The organism is Nocardia sp. NPDC056541 (assembly GCF_042794235.1).
Classification (GTDB): domain Bacteria; phylum Actinomycetota; class Actinomycetes; order Mycobacteriales; family Mycobacteriaceae; genus Nocardia.
The window spans coordinates 566,877-583,367 of sequence record NZ_JBHTUD010000001.1; the positions used below are offsets into that span (position 1 = coordinate 566,877).

The 16,491-nt window shown below is 69.1% G+C and carries 18 protein-coding genes and 1 pseudogene; 9 read left to right on the forward strand and 10 right to left on the reverse strand.

Translation table 11 applies throughout. The features are described from left to right. Positions 1-81: 81 nt before the first annotated feature. Complete coding sequence (gene hutH / locus ACFQ9R_RS02615; protein ID WP_378988282.1) at positions 82-1,641, reverse strand: histidine ammonia-lyase; 1,560 nt, start codon at positions 1,639-1,641, stop codon at positions 82-84. Positions 1,642-1,892: 251 nt separating this feature from the next. Here hutH and hutI point away from each other — a divergent pair, with 251 nt between their 5' ends. Continuing rightward, positions 1,893-3,080, forward strand: a complete 1,188-nt coding sequence (gene hutI / locus ACFQ9R_RS02620) for an imidazolonepropionase (RefSeq protein ID WP_378988285.1) — start codon at positions 1,893-1,895, stop codon at positions 3,078-3,080. After that, complete coding sequence (gene hutG / locus ACFQ9R_RS02625; protein WP_378988288.1) at positions 3,077-3,997, forward strand: formimidoylglutamase; 921 nt, start codon at positions 3,077-3,079, stop codon at positions 3,995-3,997. The genes hutI and hutG overlap by 4 nt, the downstream gene beginning before the upstream one ends. 15 nt (positions 3,998-4,012) lie before the next feature. Here hutG and ACFQ9R_RS02630 read toward each other — a convergent pair whose 3' ends face one another. The 3 genes from ACFQ9R_RS02630 to ACFQ9R_RS02640 are packed head-to-tail and all read right to left on the reverse strand — an operon-like array spanning position 4,013 to position 6,074. Next, positions 4,013-5,296, reverse strand: coding sequence for an ArsB/NhaD family transporter (locus ACFQ9R_RS02630; RefSeq protein WP_378988291.1), 1,284 nt, complete (start codon positions 5,294-5,296; stop codon positions 4,013-4,015). 14 nt (positions 5,297-5,310) lie between these two features. Then, positions 5,311-5,769 carry a CBS domain-containing protein gene (locus ACFQ9R_RS02635; protein ID WP_378988294.1) on the reverse strand — a complete coding sequence of 153 codons (459 nt, stop codon included), beginning with the start codon at positions 5,767-5,769 and terminating at the stop codon, positions 5,311-5,313. Positions 5,770-5,798: 29 nt separating this feature from the next. Further along, complete coding sequence (locus ACFQ9R_RS02640; protein ID WP_378988297.1) at positions 5,799-6,074, reverse strand: hypothetical protein; 276 nt, start codon at positions 6,072-6,074, stop codon at positions 5,799-5,801. 176 nt (positions 6,075-6,250) lie between these two features. Here ACFQ9R_RS02640 and ACFQ9R_RS02645 point away from each other — a divergent pair, with 176 nt between their 5' ends. Together ACFQ9R_RS02645 and ACFQ9R_RS02650 are read left to right on the forward strand one after the other, a co-directional pair. Next, positions 6,251-7,267, forward strand: coding sequence for a histidine kinase (locus ACFQ9R_RS02645; protein ID WP_378988300.1), 1,017 nt, complete (start codon positions 6,251-6,253; stop codon positions 7,265-7,267). Continuing rightward, entirely contained in the window at positions 7,264-7,917 is a 654-nt protein-coding gene (locus ACFQ9R_RS02650) for a response regulator transcription factor (RefSeq protein WP_364405344.1), read from the forward strand. Before ACFQ9R_RS02645 ends, ACFQ9R_RS02650 begins: the two co-directional genes overlap by 4 nt. A 54-nt stretch (positions 7,918-7,971) precedes the next feature. Here ACFQ9R_RS02650 and ACFQ9R_RS02655 read toward each other — a convergent pair whose 3' ends face one another. The 4 genes from ACFQ9R_RS02655 to ACFQ9R_RS02670 are packed head-to-tail and all read right to left on the reverse strand — an operon-like array spanning position 7,972 to position 10,397. Further along, positions 7,972-9,165 carry a cation:proton antiporter gene (locus ACFQ9R_RS02655; RefSeq protein ID WP_378988475.1) on the reverse strand — a complete coding sequence of 398 codons (1,194 nt, stop codon included), beginning with the start codon at positions 9,163-9,165 and terminating at the stop codon, positions 7,972-7,974. A gap of 10 nt (positions 9,166-9,175) precedes the next feature. Next, complete coding sequence (locus ACFQ9R_RS02660; protein WP_378988303.1) at positions 9,176-9,658, reverse strand: cation:proton antiporter regulatory subunit; 483 nt, start codon at positions 9,656-9,658, stop codon at positions 9,176-9,178. A gap of 59 nt (positions 9,659-9,717) precedes the next feature. Further along, positions 9,718-10,197 carry a cation:proton antiporter regulatory subunit gene (locus tag ACFQ9R_RS02665; RefSeq protein WP_378627311.1) on the reverse strand — a complete coding sequence of 160 codons (480 nt, stop codon included), beginning with the start codon at positions 10,195-10,197 and terminating at the stop codon, positions 9,718-9,720. A 38-nt stretch (positions 10,198-10,235) separates the two neighbouring features. After that, the gene (locus tag ACFQ9R_RS02670) at positions 10,236-10,397 is read right to left on the reverse strand and encodes a hypothetical protein (protein WP_378988306.1); all 162 of its coding nucleotides are present in this window, start codon (positions 10,395-10,397) and stop codon (positions 10,236-10,238) included. Between the two features lie 129 nt (positions 10,398-10,526). On the opposite strand from ACFQ9R_RS02670, the gene ACFQ9R_RS02675 reads away from it, so the two are divergent. Beyond that, positions 10,527-10,862: an STAS domain-containing protein gene (locus ACFQ9R_RS02675; protein ID WP_378988309.1), complete on the forward strand. Its 336-nt coding sequence runs from the start codon at positions 10,527-10,529 to the stop codon at positions 10,860-10,862. Between the two features lie 64 nt (positions 10,863-10,926). Here ACFQ9R_RS02675 and ACFQ9R_RS02680 read toward each other — a convergent pair whose 3' ends face one another. Next, a complete protein-coding gene (locus ACFQ9R_RS02680; protein ID WP_378627308.1) occupies positions 10,927-11,964 on the reverse strand; it encodes an LLM class F420-dependent oxidoreductase in 1,038 nt (345 codons plus the stop codon). A 150-nt stretch (positions 11,965-12,114) separates the two neighbouring features. Between ACFQ9R_RS02680 and ACFQ9R_RS02685 the strand changes: the two genes are divergently transcribed. Next, a complete protein-coding gene (locus ACFQ9R_RS02685) occupies positions 12,115-12,774 on the forward strand; it encodes a cyclodeaminase/cyclohydrolase family protein (protein ID WP_378988312.1) in 660 nt (219 codons plus the stop codon). Position 12,775: 1 nt separating this feature from the next. Here ACFQ9R_RS02685 and ACFQ9R_RS02690 read toward each other — a convergent pair whose 3' ends face one another. Continuing rightward, a complete protein-coding gene (locus tag ACFQ9R_RS02690; RefSeq protein WP_378988315.1) occupies positions 12,776-13,660 on the reverse strand; it encodes an NADP-dependent oxidoreductase in 885 nt (294 codons plus the stop codon). 75 nt (positions 13,661-13,735) lie between these two features. Here ACFQ9R_RS02690 and ACFQ9R_RS02695 point away from each other — a divergent pair, with 75 nt between their 5' ends. The 3 genes and pseudogenes from ACFQ9R_RS02695 (at position 13,736) to ACFQ9R_RS02705 (ending at position 16,333) form a co-directional block, all read left to right on the forward strand. Beyond that, a complete protein-coding gene (locus ACFQ9R_RS02695) occupies positions 13,736-14,179 on the forward strand; it encodes a winged helix-turn-helix transcriptional regulator (protein WP_378988318.1) in 444 nt (147 codons plus the stop codon). A 231-nt stretch (positions 14,180-14,410) separates the two neighbouring features. Then, positions 14,411-14,827, forward strand: a pseudogene (locus ACFQ9R_RS02700) (L,D-transpeptidase); the annotation flags it as partial. A 111-nt stretch (positions 14,828-14,938) separates the two neighbouring features. Next, positions 14,939-16,333: a hypothetical protein gene (locus tag ACFQ9R_RS02705; RefSeq protein ID WP_378988321.1), complete on the forward strand. Its 1,395-nt coding sequence runs from the start codon at positions 14,939-14,941 to the stop codon at positions 16,331-16,333. Positions 16,334-16,491: the final 158 nt, after the last annotated feature.

Sequence of the window (16,491 nt, forward strand, 5' to 3'; positions counted from 1 at the left end):
CAACAGCGACGATGCCATCGGGCGGATCAGCGCAGGCGAGACAGCGGTCCCAGGCCGGGGTTTCGCTCGCGCGTACCCCGCTCAGCCGAGCGGACCGGTCACCGATTCGGCGGCGGCGAGCAGCGCGCCGGATGCCGCGAGGCGGACCGCTGCCTCGATGTCCGGGGCGAGGTAGCGGTCGGGCCCCGGGCCGGGGACTCGGTCGCGCAGCGCGGTCAGTACGGCAGCGGTCGCGGGCGCCGGAGTCAGCGGGGCGCGGAGGTCGAGGCCGCGGGCCGCGGTGAGGGCTTCGATGGCCAGGACTCGGGTGAGGCCGTCGAGGGCGCGGCGGAGTTTGCGGGCGGCGGACCAGCCCATCGAGACGTGGTCCTCCTGCATGGCCGAGGAGGGGATCGAGTCGACCGAGGCGGGCGCGGCCAGGCGTTTGAGGTCGGAAACGATGGCGGCCTGGGTGTACTGGGCGATCATGTGACCGCTGTCGACGCCGGGATCGTCGGCCAGGAACGGGGTAAGGCCGTGGTTGCGGGCCTTGTCGAGGAAGCGGTCGGTGCGGCGTTCACTCATCGAGGCGACGTCGGCGATCACGATGGCCAGGAAGTCCAGCACATAGGCGACGGGGGCGCCGTGGAAATTGCCGTTGGACTCGACCCGGCCGTCGAGGGTGACGACGGGGTTGTCCACGGCACTGGCCAATTCGTGGCCGGCGACGCGTTCGGCGTGGTCGAGGGTGTCGCGGGCGGCGCCGGCGACCTGGGGTGCGCAGCGCAGCGAGTAGGCATCCTGGACGACGGTGCAGTCCGGGGTGGCGTGGCTGGCCACGATCGGCGAATCCGCCAGCACGCGCACCATATTGGCGGCCGCGACCGCCTGGCCCGGTTGCGGGCGCAGTGCTTGCAGGTCGGCGGCGAAGACCTTGTCGGTGCCGAGCAGACCCTCCACGCTCATCGACGCGGTCACATCGGCCAGGCGCAGCAGGGCCCGCAGGTCGTGGCAGGCGAGTACCAGCATGCCGAGCATGCCGTCGGTGCCGTTGATCAGCGCGAGGCCTTCCTTCTCCGCGAGCTCGACGGGGGCGATGCCGGCGTCGGCCATGGCCTGGGCGGCAGATCGCAGCTCGCCGGTCGCGTCCCGGACGGTGCCCTCCCCGATCACCGCCAGTGCGACGTGGGCCAGCGGCGCGAGATCACCGGAACAGCCCAGGCTGCCGTACTCGTAGACCACCGGGGTGATGCCCGCCGACAGCAGCGCGGCATAGGTCCGCGCGACCACCGGGCGCACCCCGGTCCGGCCGGTCGCGAGGGTCGACAGGCGCAGCAACATCAAGGCGCGCACCACCTCCCGCTCCACTTCTGCGCCCGACCCCGCCGCATGCGAGCGAATCAGACTCCGCTGCAACTGCTTGCGTGACTCCGGCGGAATATGACGGACGGCCAGCGCACCGAACCCGGTCGACACCCCGTACACCGGCCTCGGGTCCGCGGCCAGCGCTTCGATCCGCGCACGACTCGCCTCGATGGCGGCGACGGCATCGTCGGACACCACCACCGCGACGCCGTCCCTGGCCACCCGGACCAGATCCTGCGCCGAGACCGGACCCGGGCCGACGACGACCGGTCCGGGCCGATCCGGGTCGATGCTCACGATGCTTCTCCCATCACTGCGGGCTACCCCTTGACGTTCTTGTCTATACAGGTCTATACCTACCGTACGTGTCCTGGCGCGCATCCGCCGGGCCCGCCACCTGATCTCGAAGGAACGCGTCGACCTGCCCGCGCTCTACGATCCGAAGGGCCGCTACGGTGCGAGCAACGTGCCCGCGCTGCTCTCCCGCGCACAGGGTCTATCGCGCGCACACCGCCATACTCGACATCCGCGCCGAGGAGGACTCCTCCATGCCCACCACCGTGCTGACCGATATCGGCACTCTCGTCACCAACGACCCGGCGCTGGGCGAGGGCCCGCTGGGGCTGCGGCGCGACGCCGCGCTGGTCATCGACGACGGGCGGGTGGCGTGGGTCGGTGACAGTACCGCCGCGCCGGCCGCCGACACCGCGTTCGATCTCGGCGGACGCGCGGTGCTGCCGGGGTTCGTCGAGTCGCATGCGCATCTGGTGTTCGCGGGCGACCGCGCCGAGGAGTTCGCGGCGAGGATGGCGGGGCGACCCTATGGGGCCGGTGGCATCCGCACCACGATCGCGGCGACGCGGGCAGCGAGCGACGAGCAGCTCGCGGCGACGGTACAACGGCTGCTGGACGAGTCCTTGCGGGCAGGCAGCACCACGGTCGAGTGCAAGAGCGGCTACGGGCAGACCGTGGCCGACGAACTGCGCAGCGTCCAGATCGCGGCCCGCTGCACCGACGAGGTGACGCTGCTCGCCGCGCACGTGCCGCCGCCCGAATACGCCGGGCGCGCCGACGACTACGTGACGATGGTGTGCGAGGAGATGATCCCGCGGTGCGCGCCGTACGCCCGGTGGATCGATGTGTTCTGTGAGCAGGGCGCCTTCGATCGCGATCAGGCGCATGCCGTGCTGACCGCGGGGATCGCGCACGGGCTGGTGCCGCGAGTCCACGGCAATCAGCTGCATCAGGGACCAGGGGTGCAGTTGGCCGTCGAGCTCGGCGCCGCGTCGGTGGATCACGTCTCGCACGTGAATCGTGCCGATATCGATGCGCTCGCGGGCAGCGATACGGTGGCCACGCTGCTGCCGGGCGCCGACTTCTGTACGCGCAACAGCTATCCCGATGCCAGGGCACTGGTGGACGCGGGGGTCACCGTCGCGCTCGGCGCGGACTGCAATCCGGGCACCAGCTACACCACGAGCTTGCCGTTCTGTATCGCCCTGGCGGTGCGGGAAATGCACATGACACCCGACGAGGCGGTCTGGGCGGCAACCGCAGGTGGTGCGAAGGCGTTGCGGCGCACCGATATCGGTTCCCTCTCCCCCGGTTTTTGTGCCGATGTCATCGCACTCGACGCCCCCTCGCACCTGCACCTCGCCTACCGCCCCGGCGTTGCGCTGGTCGGTCAGGTGTGGCGCGAAGGAGCCCTCGTCGCGAATCGAGGTGGGGTGCGGTGACTTCCGAATCCGCCTGGACCGGTCGCGTCGACGGCACGACGCCGGAGCACCTGCGCTGGCATCAGGCCGTCACGCCGTACGAGCCGGGCAACGACGATCCCGGCGCCTGTGTTTTCGTCGGCTTCGCCTGCGAGGAAGGCGTGCGCCGGAACAAGGGCCGTCTCGGCGCGGCGGCGGGCCCGGACGCGCTGCGCCGCGCGTTGTCGCCGATGGCGCTCGCCACCGAGCTGCGCGCCTTCGACGCGGGGACGATCGCCGTCACCGACGACCGGCTGGCGGACGGTCAGCGACGACTGGGCGAGACGGTGACCGCGCTGCTCGACGACGGCGCTTTCCCGGTCGTGCTGGGCGGCGGCCACGAGGTCGCCTACGGCACCTACCTCGGACTGGCCGGTTCGGCTCGCCGCGCCCCGGGCAGCGTCATCGGAGTCCTCAACCTCGACGCGCATTTCGACCTGCGCCCCGATCCCGTGCCCAGTTCCGGCACCCCGTTCCGGCAGATCCTCGAGACCGGCGACGACGTCCGGTACGCGGTGATCGGGATCAGCCAGCCCAGCAACACCCGGGTCCTGTTCGACACCGCGGACAGATTCGGGGTGCGTTATCTCCTCGACGACGACTGCGAGCCTGCCCGGGTCACCGCCTTCGTCGACGACTTCCTGGCCGGGATCGACCTGCTGTATCTGACGATCGATCTCGACGTCCTCCCCGCCGCGGTGGCTCCCGGTGTGAGTGCCCCCGCGGCCTACGGTGTCGCGCTGTCCACGATCCAGGCCGTCTGCGACCGCGTCACCGCCTGCGGCAGACTCGCGGTTGTCGATGTCGCCGAACTGAATCCGCGGCTCGACATCGACAATCGCACCGCCCGCACCGCCGCCCGGCTGATCCACCGGATCGTCACCCGCCACGTCGGGTGAGCACCGTCGCGGGACTCAGAAGTACCGGATCCACACATAGATCCAGGCGATGACACTGCTGAGCAGCGTGACCAGCATGCCGTACTTGGTGAACTGCCAGAAGGTGATCCGCTGCCCCGCGCGGGCGGCGATCCCGAGGGCGACCACATTGGCGCTGGCCGCCACCGCCGTGCCGTTCCCGCCGAAGTCGGCGCCCAAGGCGAACGCCCACCACAGCGCCTGCCCGGTAGCTGGATCCGGTGCGCCCGCGACGATGTCCTCCACCACCGGCGCCATGGTCGCGGTATAGGGAATGTTGTCGACGAACGCCCCGAGAATCGCCGAACCGAACACCAGCGCGGTCGCGGCCAAAAAGTAGTTGTCCCCGACCCAGCCGATCGCGGCGTCACCGATCGTGGCGATCACCCCGGTGTGCACCAGGCCCGCGACCATCACGAACAGACCCATGAAGAACACCAGCGTCGGCCATTCCACCTCGTGTAGGACATCGCCGATGTCGAGGCCGGAGACCAGCACCATGATGCCCGCGCCGACCAGCGCGATCACCGACGGCGCGACGTGCAGCACACTGTGCAGGCAGAAGCCGACGACCACACCGGTGAGCACGATCATCGAGCGCACCAGCAGTTTCGGATCGCGGATCGCGCGCCGTTCCTGCAGCGCCATCACCGCGTCGACCGAGGTGGGATCGGTGCGTAGCGCCGAGCGGAACAGCACCCGGGTGAGCGCGACGAACAGCACGAAGGTGATCACCACGATCGGGGCCATGTGCACGAGGAAGTCGTTGAACGTCAGCCCGGCCCGGCTGGCGATGATGATGTTGGGCGGGTCACCGATCAGCGTCGCCGCGCCGCCGATATTGGACGCGAGCACCTCGGCGATCAGGAACGGTTGCGCGGCGATGCCGAGACGTCGGCACACCACCAGCGTCACCGGGGCGACCAGCATGATGATGGTGACGTTGTCGAGAAACGGCGACGCGACCGCGGTGATCAACATCAACATCACCATCAGGCGATACGGGTTGCCGCGCGAACGTTTGGCCGACCAGATCGCCAGGTAGTCGAACAGGCCGGTCTGCTTGATGACGCCGACGATGATCATCATCCCGAGCAGCAGGAAGATGACGTTCCAGTCGATGCCCTCGTGGGCGGAATAGAAGACCTCGTCGCCGGGGATCAGGCCGAGCAGAGCCATCGCGCCCGCGGCGATCAGGACGGTTTTGACCTTGTCGGCTTTCTCCGTGGCGATGAAGAAGAAGGCGATCACGAAGATGACGACGGCAAGCGCTGCAGCCATGCGCGGCGTGACGTTCAGTCGCCGGGGCCGACGACAGCGAGGCTGGTCAGCAACCGTTCCAGGGTGATCGCGCCGCGCAGGGTGCGCGAACGGTCGACCACGGCGATGAGCGGACTGTGCTTGCGCGCCATCAGGATCGCGATTTCGAGCAGGGTCGCGTCGGGGGGGACCGTGGCCGGCTTGCTCGCGCCGTCGGGCAGACAGTCGCCGACGGTGAGGCTGCCGGGTTCCTGCCAGAACAGGTCGGCGTGCACCTCGTCGATCGTGCGGACCAGCGTCGGGTCGTCGTGATAGGAGGCCGGAATCGCCAGGCGTAGCACCTGGGTTCCCGGCAGGACCGCCACCGGCCGGTCGAGTTCGTCGACGACGATCAGACCGGGCAACCGGTTGACGACCATCAGCCGCACCGCACGGGCGACGGGGTCGCTGGTGCGAACGGTCGGCAGGTTCATCGCGATATCGCGTGCGCGCATGGCATGGCTCCGGGGGGATTCGACGGTGCTCACGGCTGGGCCTGCCGTCCGGTCAGGTGGTCCAGGCGTTGTTCCAGGCGGGCGAGCCGGTCGCCGAACGGCCGCGAACGCATCAGCTCGGCGACCTGGTCGGCCTCGTCGGGTTCCAGCTCGATGTCGACCGTCGGTTCGTCGCTGCCCCCCGCGTAGGCGAGCAGGCGTCGCGCACCCGACGAGTGCGTCAGCAGGGCGAAGCGAATGCCGTGGCGGGTGTGGAAGCTGTGCAGCACACCGGCTCCCGGGATCGTGGTCCGGTCGATATCCATGGCCGGCGGTCCTTCCTCGGATCGTCGAAAGCGTCTGATCGAAGTCTGGTTCGCGCAGGTGGCGGGCACTATCGGCCGTGACACCCATTTCCTGGGCAGGTCGGTGCCGGTCAACGGGTGCGGGATGGGTGCTGGGCACCATGGACAGAACGCGGGGGCGCCAGCATGCTGGTGTCATGAACCGTCTCGCAGCGCTGCGAGCAGGACGCTCGCGGCGAATCCGAACGCCGGTGACGGCGTTGTTCTGGCGGATCTGCTTGCTCAACGGCGTGATCTTCACCCTCGGCACGCTGATCTTGGCCTTCTCACCGGCCACGGTGTCGGCCCGGCTGCGCCTGACCGAGGTGCCGGTGCTGGTGATCGGGCTCGCGGTGATCCTGACGGCGAACGCCGTGGCGCTGCGCACGTCGCTGGCTCCGCTCGACGAGCTGGTCGCCTCCATGCGCCGCGTCGATCCGCCCCGGCGCGCGGTCCGGCTCGAGCGCGGTGCGAGCGGGGACTTCCATCAGCTGATCGAGACCTTCAACGCGATGCTCGACCGCTTGGAAGCCGAACGTTCGGTCGCCGGTGGGACCGCGCTGGCCGCCCAGGAGGGTGAGCGGCGGCGCATCGCCCGCGAACTGCACGACGAGATCGGCCAGAGCCTGACCGTGGCGCTGTTGCGGCTCAAACGGGTCGTCGACCGGGCGCCCGCCGACCTGCGCGAGGACGTCGAGCAGGCGCAGGAAACAGTGCGCGGTTGTCTGGACGAGGTGCGCGGGATCGCCGCGCGGCTGCGGCCCGACGTGCTCGAGGAACTCGGCCTGCACAGCGCGATCACCGCGCTGTGTCACGAATTCGGCCGCACGGCAGGCATTTCCGTACGCCGCGAGGTCGACCCGGCGATCAGCCGCCTCGACCCCGACATCGAACTCGTCTGCTACCGGGTCGCTCAGGAGAGCTTGACGAACGTGTTGCGCCACGCCGATGCCGACGAGGTGAGCTTGCTGATCGCACCGCGAGCCGGCACCGTGCTGCTGCGGGTGACCGACAACGGTCGCGGCGGCGCGGTCGAGGACGGGGCGGGCATCCGCGGGATGCGCGAGCGCGCGATGCTGATCGACGCCACGCTGACCATCACGTCCCCGGCATCGGGCGGTACCGCGGTCGAACTGATCGTCCCGGTCGCCGCACGCGAAGGAGTGCCCGCATGAGCGCGCCGACCCGGATTCTGCTGGCCGACGACCACGCCCTGGTGCGCAGCGGGTTGCGCATGATCCTGGACAACGAACCGGACCTGCTCGTGGTCGCCGAGGCCGCCAACGGGCTGGACGCGGTCACCGCCCTCGCCGACGACGGCATCGACCTGGTGATCCTCGATATCGCCATGCCGCGGATGACCGGCATCCAGGCCGCCCGCGAGATCACCCGGAACAACCATCCGGTGCGCATCCTGATGCTGTCGATGTACGACAACGAGCAGTATTTCTTCGAGTCGCTGAAGGCGGGCGCTTCCGGCTACGTGCTGAAGTCGGTGGCCGATCGCGACCTCATCGAGGCGTGCAGGGCCACGATGCGCGGTGAATCGTTCCTCTACCCGGGCGCGGTCACCGCACTCGTGCGCGACTACCTGCAACTCGCCCGGCAGGGCTCCGCGCTGCCGGAAACGATCCTCACCCCCCGCGAAGAGGAGGTGCTCAAGCTGATCGCCGAGGGGTACTCGGCGCGCGAGATCGCCGCCGAGCTGGTGATCAGCGCGAAGACTGTCGACCGGCATCGTGCCAACATCCTGCAGAAACTCGGCCTGCGCGACCGGCTCGACCTGACCAGATACGCCATCCGCGCCGGATTGATCGAGCCGTGAGAACACCGAGGGCCCCCGCAGCGAACGATCGCGCGGGGGCCCGGACACGGGTGGTTATTCTGCGTGCGGGTCGACCGTCACACGCTGCTTGCGACCGACCACCAGTCGCATCACCGGTTCCACGATGCGGGCGCCGATCGGGCCGATGATGGCCATCAGCAACACGTACGTGGTGGCGAGTGCGGCGAACTCGGCGGGCACCGCTCCGGCGGCCACCGCCAGGCCGGCGATGACGATCGAGAACTCACCGCGCGCGACCAACGCGGTACCCGCGCGAGCGCGGCCCAGTTGCGAGGCCCCCGCCCGTTTGGCCGCCCACCACCCCGTGGCGATCTTGGTGACGGTGGTGACCACCGCCAACAGCACCGCCCAGCCCAGCACCGGCGGAATACTCGCCGGATCGGTACTCAAACCGAACAGCACGAAGAACATCGCCGCGAACAGATCACGCAACGGTTCGAGGATCTTGGTGGCGTCGTGCGCGGTCGAATCCGAGATCGCGATACCGAGCAGGAACGCACCGACCGCCGCCGACACCTGCACCGCCGAGGCGATACCCGCCACCAGCAGCGCCGAACCGAGCAGCTTGAGCAGGAAGATCTCCCGATCCTCACTCGCCACGATCGCCGAGACGTACCTGCCGTATCGCAGCGCGACGATGAGCACCAGGGTCACCGCGACCAGCGCGATACCGACCGTGGTCATCCCCGCCACGAATCCGACACCGGCCAGCACTGCGGTGAGCACCGGCAGGTACACCGCCATCGCCAGGTCCTCGAACACCAGGATCGACAGCACCGTCGGCGTCTCCCGGTTACCCAGGCGGCCGAGGTCGTTGAGTACCTTGGCGACGATTCCGGAGGACGAGATGTAGGTGACGCCCGCCATCGCGATCGCCCCCGTCGGCCCGAGGCCGAGCATCAGCGCCACGATCACACCGGGAGTCGCGTTGAGCACCAGGTCGAGCAGACCGGCGGGCCACGATTTACGCATGCCGGTGACCAGTTCACCGGCGGTGTATTCCAAACCGAGCAGCAACAGCAGCAGCACGACGCCGATCTCGCTGGCGATGTGGATGAAGTCCTCCACCTCGTGCAACTCGATCAGACCGCCCGTACCGAAGACCAACCCCCCGAGCAGGTAGAGCGGGATGGGCGAGAGGCCGATGCGGGCGGCGATCCGCCCGAGCACCCCCAACCCGAAGAACACAGCCCCCAGCTGGATCAATGCCAGCGCGGTTCCACTGATCTCCACCGGCTCAGCCGTCGGTCAGGATCGAAGCGGCGGCGTCGAGTCCGGCATTGGTGCCGACCACGACGACCATATCGCCGCCCGCGAACACGAACTCCGGTCCCGGCGATGCCAGGACCTGGCCCGCGCGCAGAACCGCCACGATCGAGGCGCGGGTCCTGGTCCGCAACTCGGTGTCGCCCAACCGTCGTGACGCATAGGGCGAACTCGGCGGTACCAGCATCGACCGCGTGCTCACTCCATCGAGTTCGCGATGTTCCTCGCGCAGTTGCGCGACCAACTGCGGTGCGCCGAGCAGACTCGCCAGCGTACGGGCTTCGACGGCGGACAGTGGAATCTGGACCGTGGAATCCGGGTCGCCGACCTTCGTGAAAATCAGATCGGTACCACCATCGCGGTGGTCGACGATGCCGATCCTGCGGTCCACCTTCGACAGTGAAAACTCTTTGCGGACACCGATTCCCGGCAGGGATGTCACTTCTACATTCATGGGATCACCTAACCTCAGCTAGGGATACCTTACCTGCCCTTTACTATCCGCATGGATTGTCAGCCGGCGTCGAGGAGCCGTCCTGCCGCGTCCAGACCCTCGTCGGTGCCGACCACAACGACAAGATCACCGGGGATGAAAGTGAAATCCGTTCCCGGCGAAGGAGTCACCTCACCCGCGCGCACCACCGCCACGACCGAGGCCTTGGTGCGCGTGCGCATCTCGGTGTCGCGCAACGGCCTACCGTCGAACGGGCTGCCGCGATCGATCGCGAACTGCCTGGTCGACAGCTCGCCCGCACTGTGGGTCTCGCGTGTCTTCTGCACCACCTGCGGTGCGCCGAGCAGGCCGGCCAGCACACCGATCTCGGTGTCGGACAGGGGAATCGAGGTGGTCGAATCGTAGTCGCCCGCTCGCGAGACGACCAGGTCGACGGAGCCGTCGCGATGTTCGATCACGCCGATCCGGCGGCGCGCCTCCGCCAGCGGAAAGTCCTTGCACACGCCGATTCCCGGTAAAGGCGTCACATCGATGTTCACGCCCTCACAGTACGACCAGATGGGAATAACACCAGCCCCTACCCTGCGCACCGGGCATACCAGGCGAAACAACTCGCGACCCGCGGGCTGTTCGCCTCGTTCACGATGGCGGTGACGACACGGTCGAGATCATCGGACTCGCCGCCGCCGACGCCGGGCACGAGCGCCTGTTCGGCTTCGGCGGCGAGGAGCACCAGCACCGCCGCAACCGAGGCCGACCATGGCGATCCCGTGGCGAGCAACCGCGGTGGCTTGCGTATTCGGGCAAAGTTGTGTGTTGTTGAACAGTGACCAACTCTTCCGGAGACGCGTATCCACTCACGGACACGATGACCACCACGACGGCGGTACACGACGGCGTCACGGTGCTGACGGTGACCGGCGAGGTCGACCTGGCGACCGCACCCGCGCTCGATGCCACCATCGAGGCCATCCTGGCCGAGAAACCGGCGGCGCTGGTGATCGACCTGACCGCGGTCGGGTTCCTGGCGTCGGCGGGCATGGCGACGCTGGTCGCCGCGCATCAGCGGGCAGGCGAGACCACCGCGATCGCGGTCGTGGCCGACGGACCCGCCACCAGTCGTCAGCTGAAGATGACGAGCCTGGACCAGGTGTTCGCCATGCACACCACCCTGGACGCCGCCTTGGCGTCGTTCACGTCCTGACACAACACAACGCGCCGCCGCCCGGGAATCCTCCGGACGGCGGCGCGTTTGTCGTCGGTGGGGGTCAGCAGAGCGAGCGCAGCTGCTCGATCAGCTTCACGCGACCGGCCGCGTTCTCGGCGATCGGCGTGACGTTGAGCGTGGTGACGCCGGCCTCGGCCATCGCGGCGATGCGCTCCTTCACGAAGCTCTCCGGGCCGATCAGCGACACGTCGCGCACCAGCTCGTCGGGCACGGCCTGGGTCGCGGCCTGCTTGTCGCCCGCCAGGTACAGCTCCTGGATGCGGTCGGCGGCCTCGCCGTAGCCGTACTTGGTGGCGAGGGTGTGATAGAAGTTCTTGCCCTTGGCACCCATGCCGCCGATGTAGAGCGCCAGGTGCGGCTTCACGAACTCGAGCAGCGGAGTGACGTTCTCACCGATCGCCAATGCCGGACCGGCGAAGATGTCGAGCTCGCCCAGCGCGGGATCGCGCTTGGCCTTGCCCGCGGCGAGCGCGTCGCCCCACACGTCCTTCGCCTTCTCCGGCAGGAAGAAGATCGGCTGCCAGCCGTTGGCGACCTCGGCGGCCAGCTCCACGTTCTTCGGGCCGAGCGCGGCCAGCAGCACCGGGATGTCCGCGCGCACCGGGTGATTGATCAGCTTGAGCTCTTTGCCGAGGCCGGTGCCACGCTCGGCGGGCAGCGGGATCTGGTAGTACTTGCCCTGGTAGTTGAGCTTCTCGCGGCGCCACACCGTGCGGCAGATTTCGAGGAGTTCGCGGGTGCGCCCGATCGGGGCGTCGTAGGGGACGCCGTGGAAGCCCTCGATGACCTGTGGGCCCGACGCGCCGATGCCGAGGATGAAACGGCCGTCGGAGACGTAGTCCAGGCCCGCCGCGGTCATCGCGGTGAGGCTGGGGGTCCGGGTGTAGAGCTGCAGGATGCCCGAGGCCAGCTGCACCCGCTCGGTGCGGGCGGCCAGGAAGCCCAGCGCGCTCACCGCGTCGAACGAGTACGCCTCCGGCACGAAGACGATGTCGAGGCCGGCGCGTTCCAGGTCGGCGACCTCGGCCGCCGTCTCCTTGAAACCGTCCGTGTAGTTGATGCTCAATCCGATCCGCATGCACCCAACATAGCCCCGGACAACACGCGCACCCCGACCGGTCGGTCTGTCGGCACAGGTGCTGGTCGAGCGGGGTGCGTGGGCGGGCACGCGGTAGCGTTGAGGGGAAGATTCCACGCAATTCTCGCCGCATCGAAAGGCCACCCCGTCGTGTCGCAGCCCACCGTGTCGCCGCAGCAGATCGCCCCCTCCTTCGGTTCGGTGACCTTGGAGCACTACCTGTCGGAGCTGGCCGCGAAGGTGCCCGCCCCCGGCGGCGGGGCCGTGGCCGCGCTGCACGCCGCGCAGGCCGCCGCGCTGGTGGCGATGGTGGCGCGCTACACCACCCGCGCCAAGGACGCGCAGAATCGGCCGGTGATCGACCAGATCATCGTGGCCGCCGACGCCGCGCTGGCCAGGTCGCTCGCGCTCGCCGACGCCGACGCGGCCGCGTTCACCGCCGTCGGCGCGGCCTACAAGCTGCCCAAGGACACCGACGCCGAGATCACCGCCCGCACCGCGGCGATCAACGCGGCACTCGTCGAAGCCGCGCGGGTGCCCGCCGCCGTGGTCGACGAGGCCGACGAAATCCTCTCGCTGGCCGCCGAACTACTGCCGATCGGCAATCCGAACGTCGTCACCGATATCGGCGCCGCCGCCGACGCCGCCCGCGCCGCGGCGATGAGTTCGCAGCTCAATATCGAGATCAACGTCGGCTCGCTGCCCGCCGACCTCGGCGACCCGTTCGCCGCCGCGCTGTTGCGCGTCGATACCATCGCGGCCCGCGCCGACGCCCTGCACGGCGACGTGCTGCACGCGGTCCGCGGCTGAGTCAGCGGTCCGCGGTGAGCACGATCTTGCCGCGGACCCGACCGGATTCGCTGCGCCGATGCGCGGCGGCGAGTTCGGTGATCGGCAGGATCTGCGCGATGTCGACGGTCAGCTCCCCGCGGTCGACCGTCGCCGCGAGCTCGTCGAGCACGGCCGTCGTCGGATCGACATAGAGTCGGCGCACGCGCGAATCCGGGTGTGTCGCAGGGCCTTCGGCGGCCACCACCTGCCCGGTGCCGCTCAGGACGGTCAATGATCGATCCGTGTAGTCGCCGCCGATCAGGTCCACCACCAGGTCGACCTCGCGCACCGCGGTGGTGAAATCGGTGGTCCGGTAGTCGACCGGTTCGGTGACGCCCAGTTCGCGGAGATAGGCGTGATTGCCGGTCCGCGCGGTGGCGGCGATCGTCGCGCCGCGTCGCGCGGCGATCTGCACCGCCAGATGCCCGACGCCACCGGCCGCCGCGTGCACCAGCACCCGCTCGCCCGGCCGTACCGAGGACAGTGCCTGCCAGGCGGTGACCCCGGCCACCGGCAGTGCGGCCGCGTGCACCGGGTCGATCGAGGCGGGTACGCGGGCAAGTCGATTCTCCTGCGCCACTACGTATTCCGCGTTGGCGCCGCCGAACACCATGCCGTATACCGCGTCTCCCGGCGCGAAGCGTGTCGCCTCGTCACCCACCGCGGCGACGATCCCGGACACATCGAGCCCGAGCACCAGCGGCGGCTCCCCCAACTGCCGGATCACACCGCTGCGCACCTTCCAGTCCGCGGCGTTGACGCTGGTCGCCACGACGCGCACCAGCACCTCCCCCGGACCCGGTGCCGGCCGCGGCACCTCTGCCCTTTCGAAGACGTCCGGACCGCCGAAAGATCTCTGCACCATCTGCCACATACCGCCGAGTCTGCGCCGAGTGGTGTCCCAGCGGTAGTAGACACCTTTCGGATACCGTGGTACCCCGTGGATACCGTCAAGGGCGATCAGAGTTCGGTAGAGGCGTTCCTGCGGGACTGCCCCGCGCGGCAACTGCTGTCGGTACTCGCCGACAAATGGGTCCTGCTGGTCCTCGGCAGTCTGCGCGAGGCGGGCGGGCCGGTGCGTTTCAACGCTTTGCGCAGGCGCCTGGACGGCATCACCCAGAAGGTGCTCACCCGAACGCTGCGCGACCTGGAACGCGACGGCCTGGTCCGGCGCGAGGTATTCCCCACGATGCCGCCCCGGGTGGAGTACAGCATCACCGCGCTCGGGGCCGATCTGGGGCGGATCAGCCAGGCGATGGGCGCCTGGGTGGTCGAACACCACGCGGAGATCACCGCCGCCAGAGCCGAATTCGATGCCGCGCGCACCGCCGAACCGGCCGCGGTGCCGCAACCGGGGCGCCCGCTGTCACCGGTCTCGAAGTGAGAACGGTTTATCGGGGCCCCGACCTGCGTGAACGCAAGACGACACACCGTTGACCCCGTCGGCCGTTACCACTTCGATAGGTCGAGTTGATCATGGCGGCCTAGACTTGGAATCCGCCTACGAGTGAGTGAAGGGGTGGCGTTTATGAGGAGCGCATTTCGTGTCCTGTTCGTCGCGATCATGGCGGCAATACTGGCCGCAGCCTGGTCGGGAGCCGCATCCGCGGACCTGATCGGAGGCCAGCGCACCCAATACGGCGGTGGCACTTACGCCGAGGCCAACCTGTCGACGCACACCTTCACTGTCAGCCAGGGTGGACAGGTAGTGCGGGTGATGCCCGCGTCGATGGGCAAGCCCGGATTCGAGACTCCCACCGGCACCTTCAGCGTGCTGGAGAAGGATCGGTCGGTGGTGTTCGACTCGCGCACCATCGGCATCCCGCTCGACGACCCCGAGGGCTACATCATCGACGGTGAATACGCCGTGCGCCTCACCTGGGGTGGCGTGATGGTGCACTCGGCTCCGTGGTCGGTCGACTCGCAGGGCAACGCCAACGTGAGCCACGGCTGCATCAACCTCGCACCCGACGACGCCGCCTGGTACTACGAGAATGTCGGCATCGGCGATGAGGTCTATATCCACTGGTAAACATTTTCCCTCGTGGCATTCGGCGAACGCGCCGTCAGGGCAGTATCGTGCCCGTAACGAAATCGTTGCGGGACATACCCTGACGGCGACGAGCCTGATGAAGGTGGGGCGATGGATCGACCGGAAGCGCACAGACCGATCGGGGCTCGACAGCACGACCCGGGATCGGCCGGTGCTCCGCTCGCGGCTGTCACCCCGATTCGACGGTCCCGCGACCTGAGCGCGCCACGGCCCCGCCGAGCGAGCGATCAGCCCGCCGGCGGCGCCCGCCACCGGATCGAAGGCGGACCGACGACACCGGCCGGTATTCCGGTCATCTCGGCGGCCCGGCTTCGCGACGCCGAACACGACGAGGTCGTTCCCGTCGTTCCGGCGGACGCCACCGTCACCGATCGGCTGCCCGTGGTCGGCGGGAAATTCGATCCCGGTGCGCGCCACCGCCTCCCGGACACCGCGTTCTCGATCGACGACAACGGCCCCGACACCGATCAGCTGCCGATCGTCACCGCTTCCGGCCCCGCGTGGGCGGCCCTCGAACATCCGAGGCCCGGCTACGACGCCGCGGCGACCTGGCATTCGCGTCCCACACCCGGGTACCCCGGTGCGGACACCTTCCCACCGCGCCCGGCGGCCGTGCCGACCAGCGGCGCGGACACGTTCCCACGGCGCCTCGCGCCCGGGGACCGTGCGGATACCTTCCCACCACGCCACGCACCCGAGGACCGTGCGGATACCTTCCCGCCACGCCCGGCACCCGATTACCGCGGACCGGACAGCTTCCCACCACGCCCCGCACCGGACTACCGCGGACCGGACAGCTTCCCACCACGCCCCGCACCCGATTACCCGGACACGGACGCCTTTTCGCCACTCGCCGCTCCCGGCTCCGACGGTGCCGACAGCGAGCCTTCGCGTCCCGCTCCCGACTACAACGGTGATGACGAAGTCTTCGCGCGGATGATCGATCGATCCAAGCGACGGCGTGTGCCCCGCTGGGTCGCACCACTGGTCGCGTCGGTGGCCGGCGCCGTGCTGCTCGGCGGCACCTACGTCCAACTACGCGGGCCCGCACCGGCATCCACGGCGGCCAGTACCCCACTCGCACCGAGTTCGGTGAGCCCGGTGACGGCCGAGTGCCCCACCGAACAGATCGGCGCCATGGTGCGGGGCAACGGCGCGGGCGGCACCGAGTCCGGCATCGCGGCGATCATGGCCTTCCAGTACGCGTACTACGTCGCGCGCTCCGGCGACCAGGCCCGGACCCTCGTGGCATCGGACGCGGTCGCACCCTCGGCGGCCGCCATCCAGGCCGGGATCGACTCCACTCCGGTGGGGACCACGCACTGCGTGGAGATCACTCCGGGCGCCTACGCCGGGCAGTTCCTGGTGAAGATCACCGCGTTCCGACCGGATTCGGCGCCGAGCACCTACACCCCGCAGCTCGTGGGAACCGCGGAGGTCGGCAACAAAACGCTGATCACTTCGTTCGGAGCCGCACCCCGCTAGACCCCGAACACGGATCGTTGTGCACCACCCCGGCCCCGGTAGTTCTCCCCGCTGACCAGCAGACGACCGCCGGTCTACCGCTATGCCGGTGGCCGGGCTCGGTGCGATGCAGCATCGAGACCGACGGCAGCTGCGTCCTCAGCAGGCGGTAGATCCCG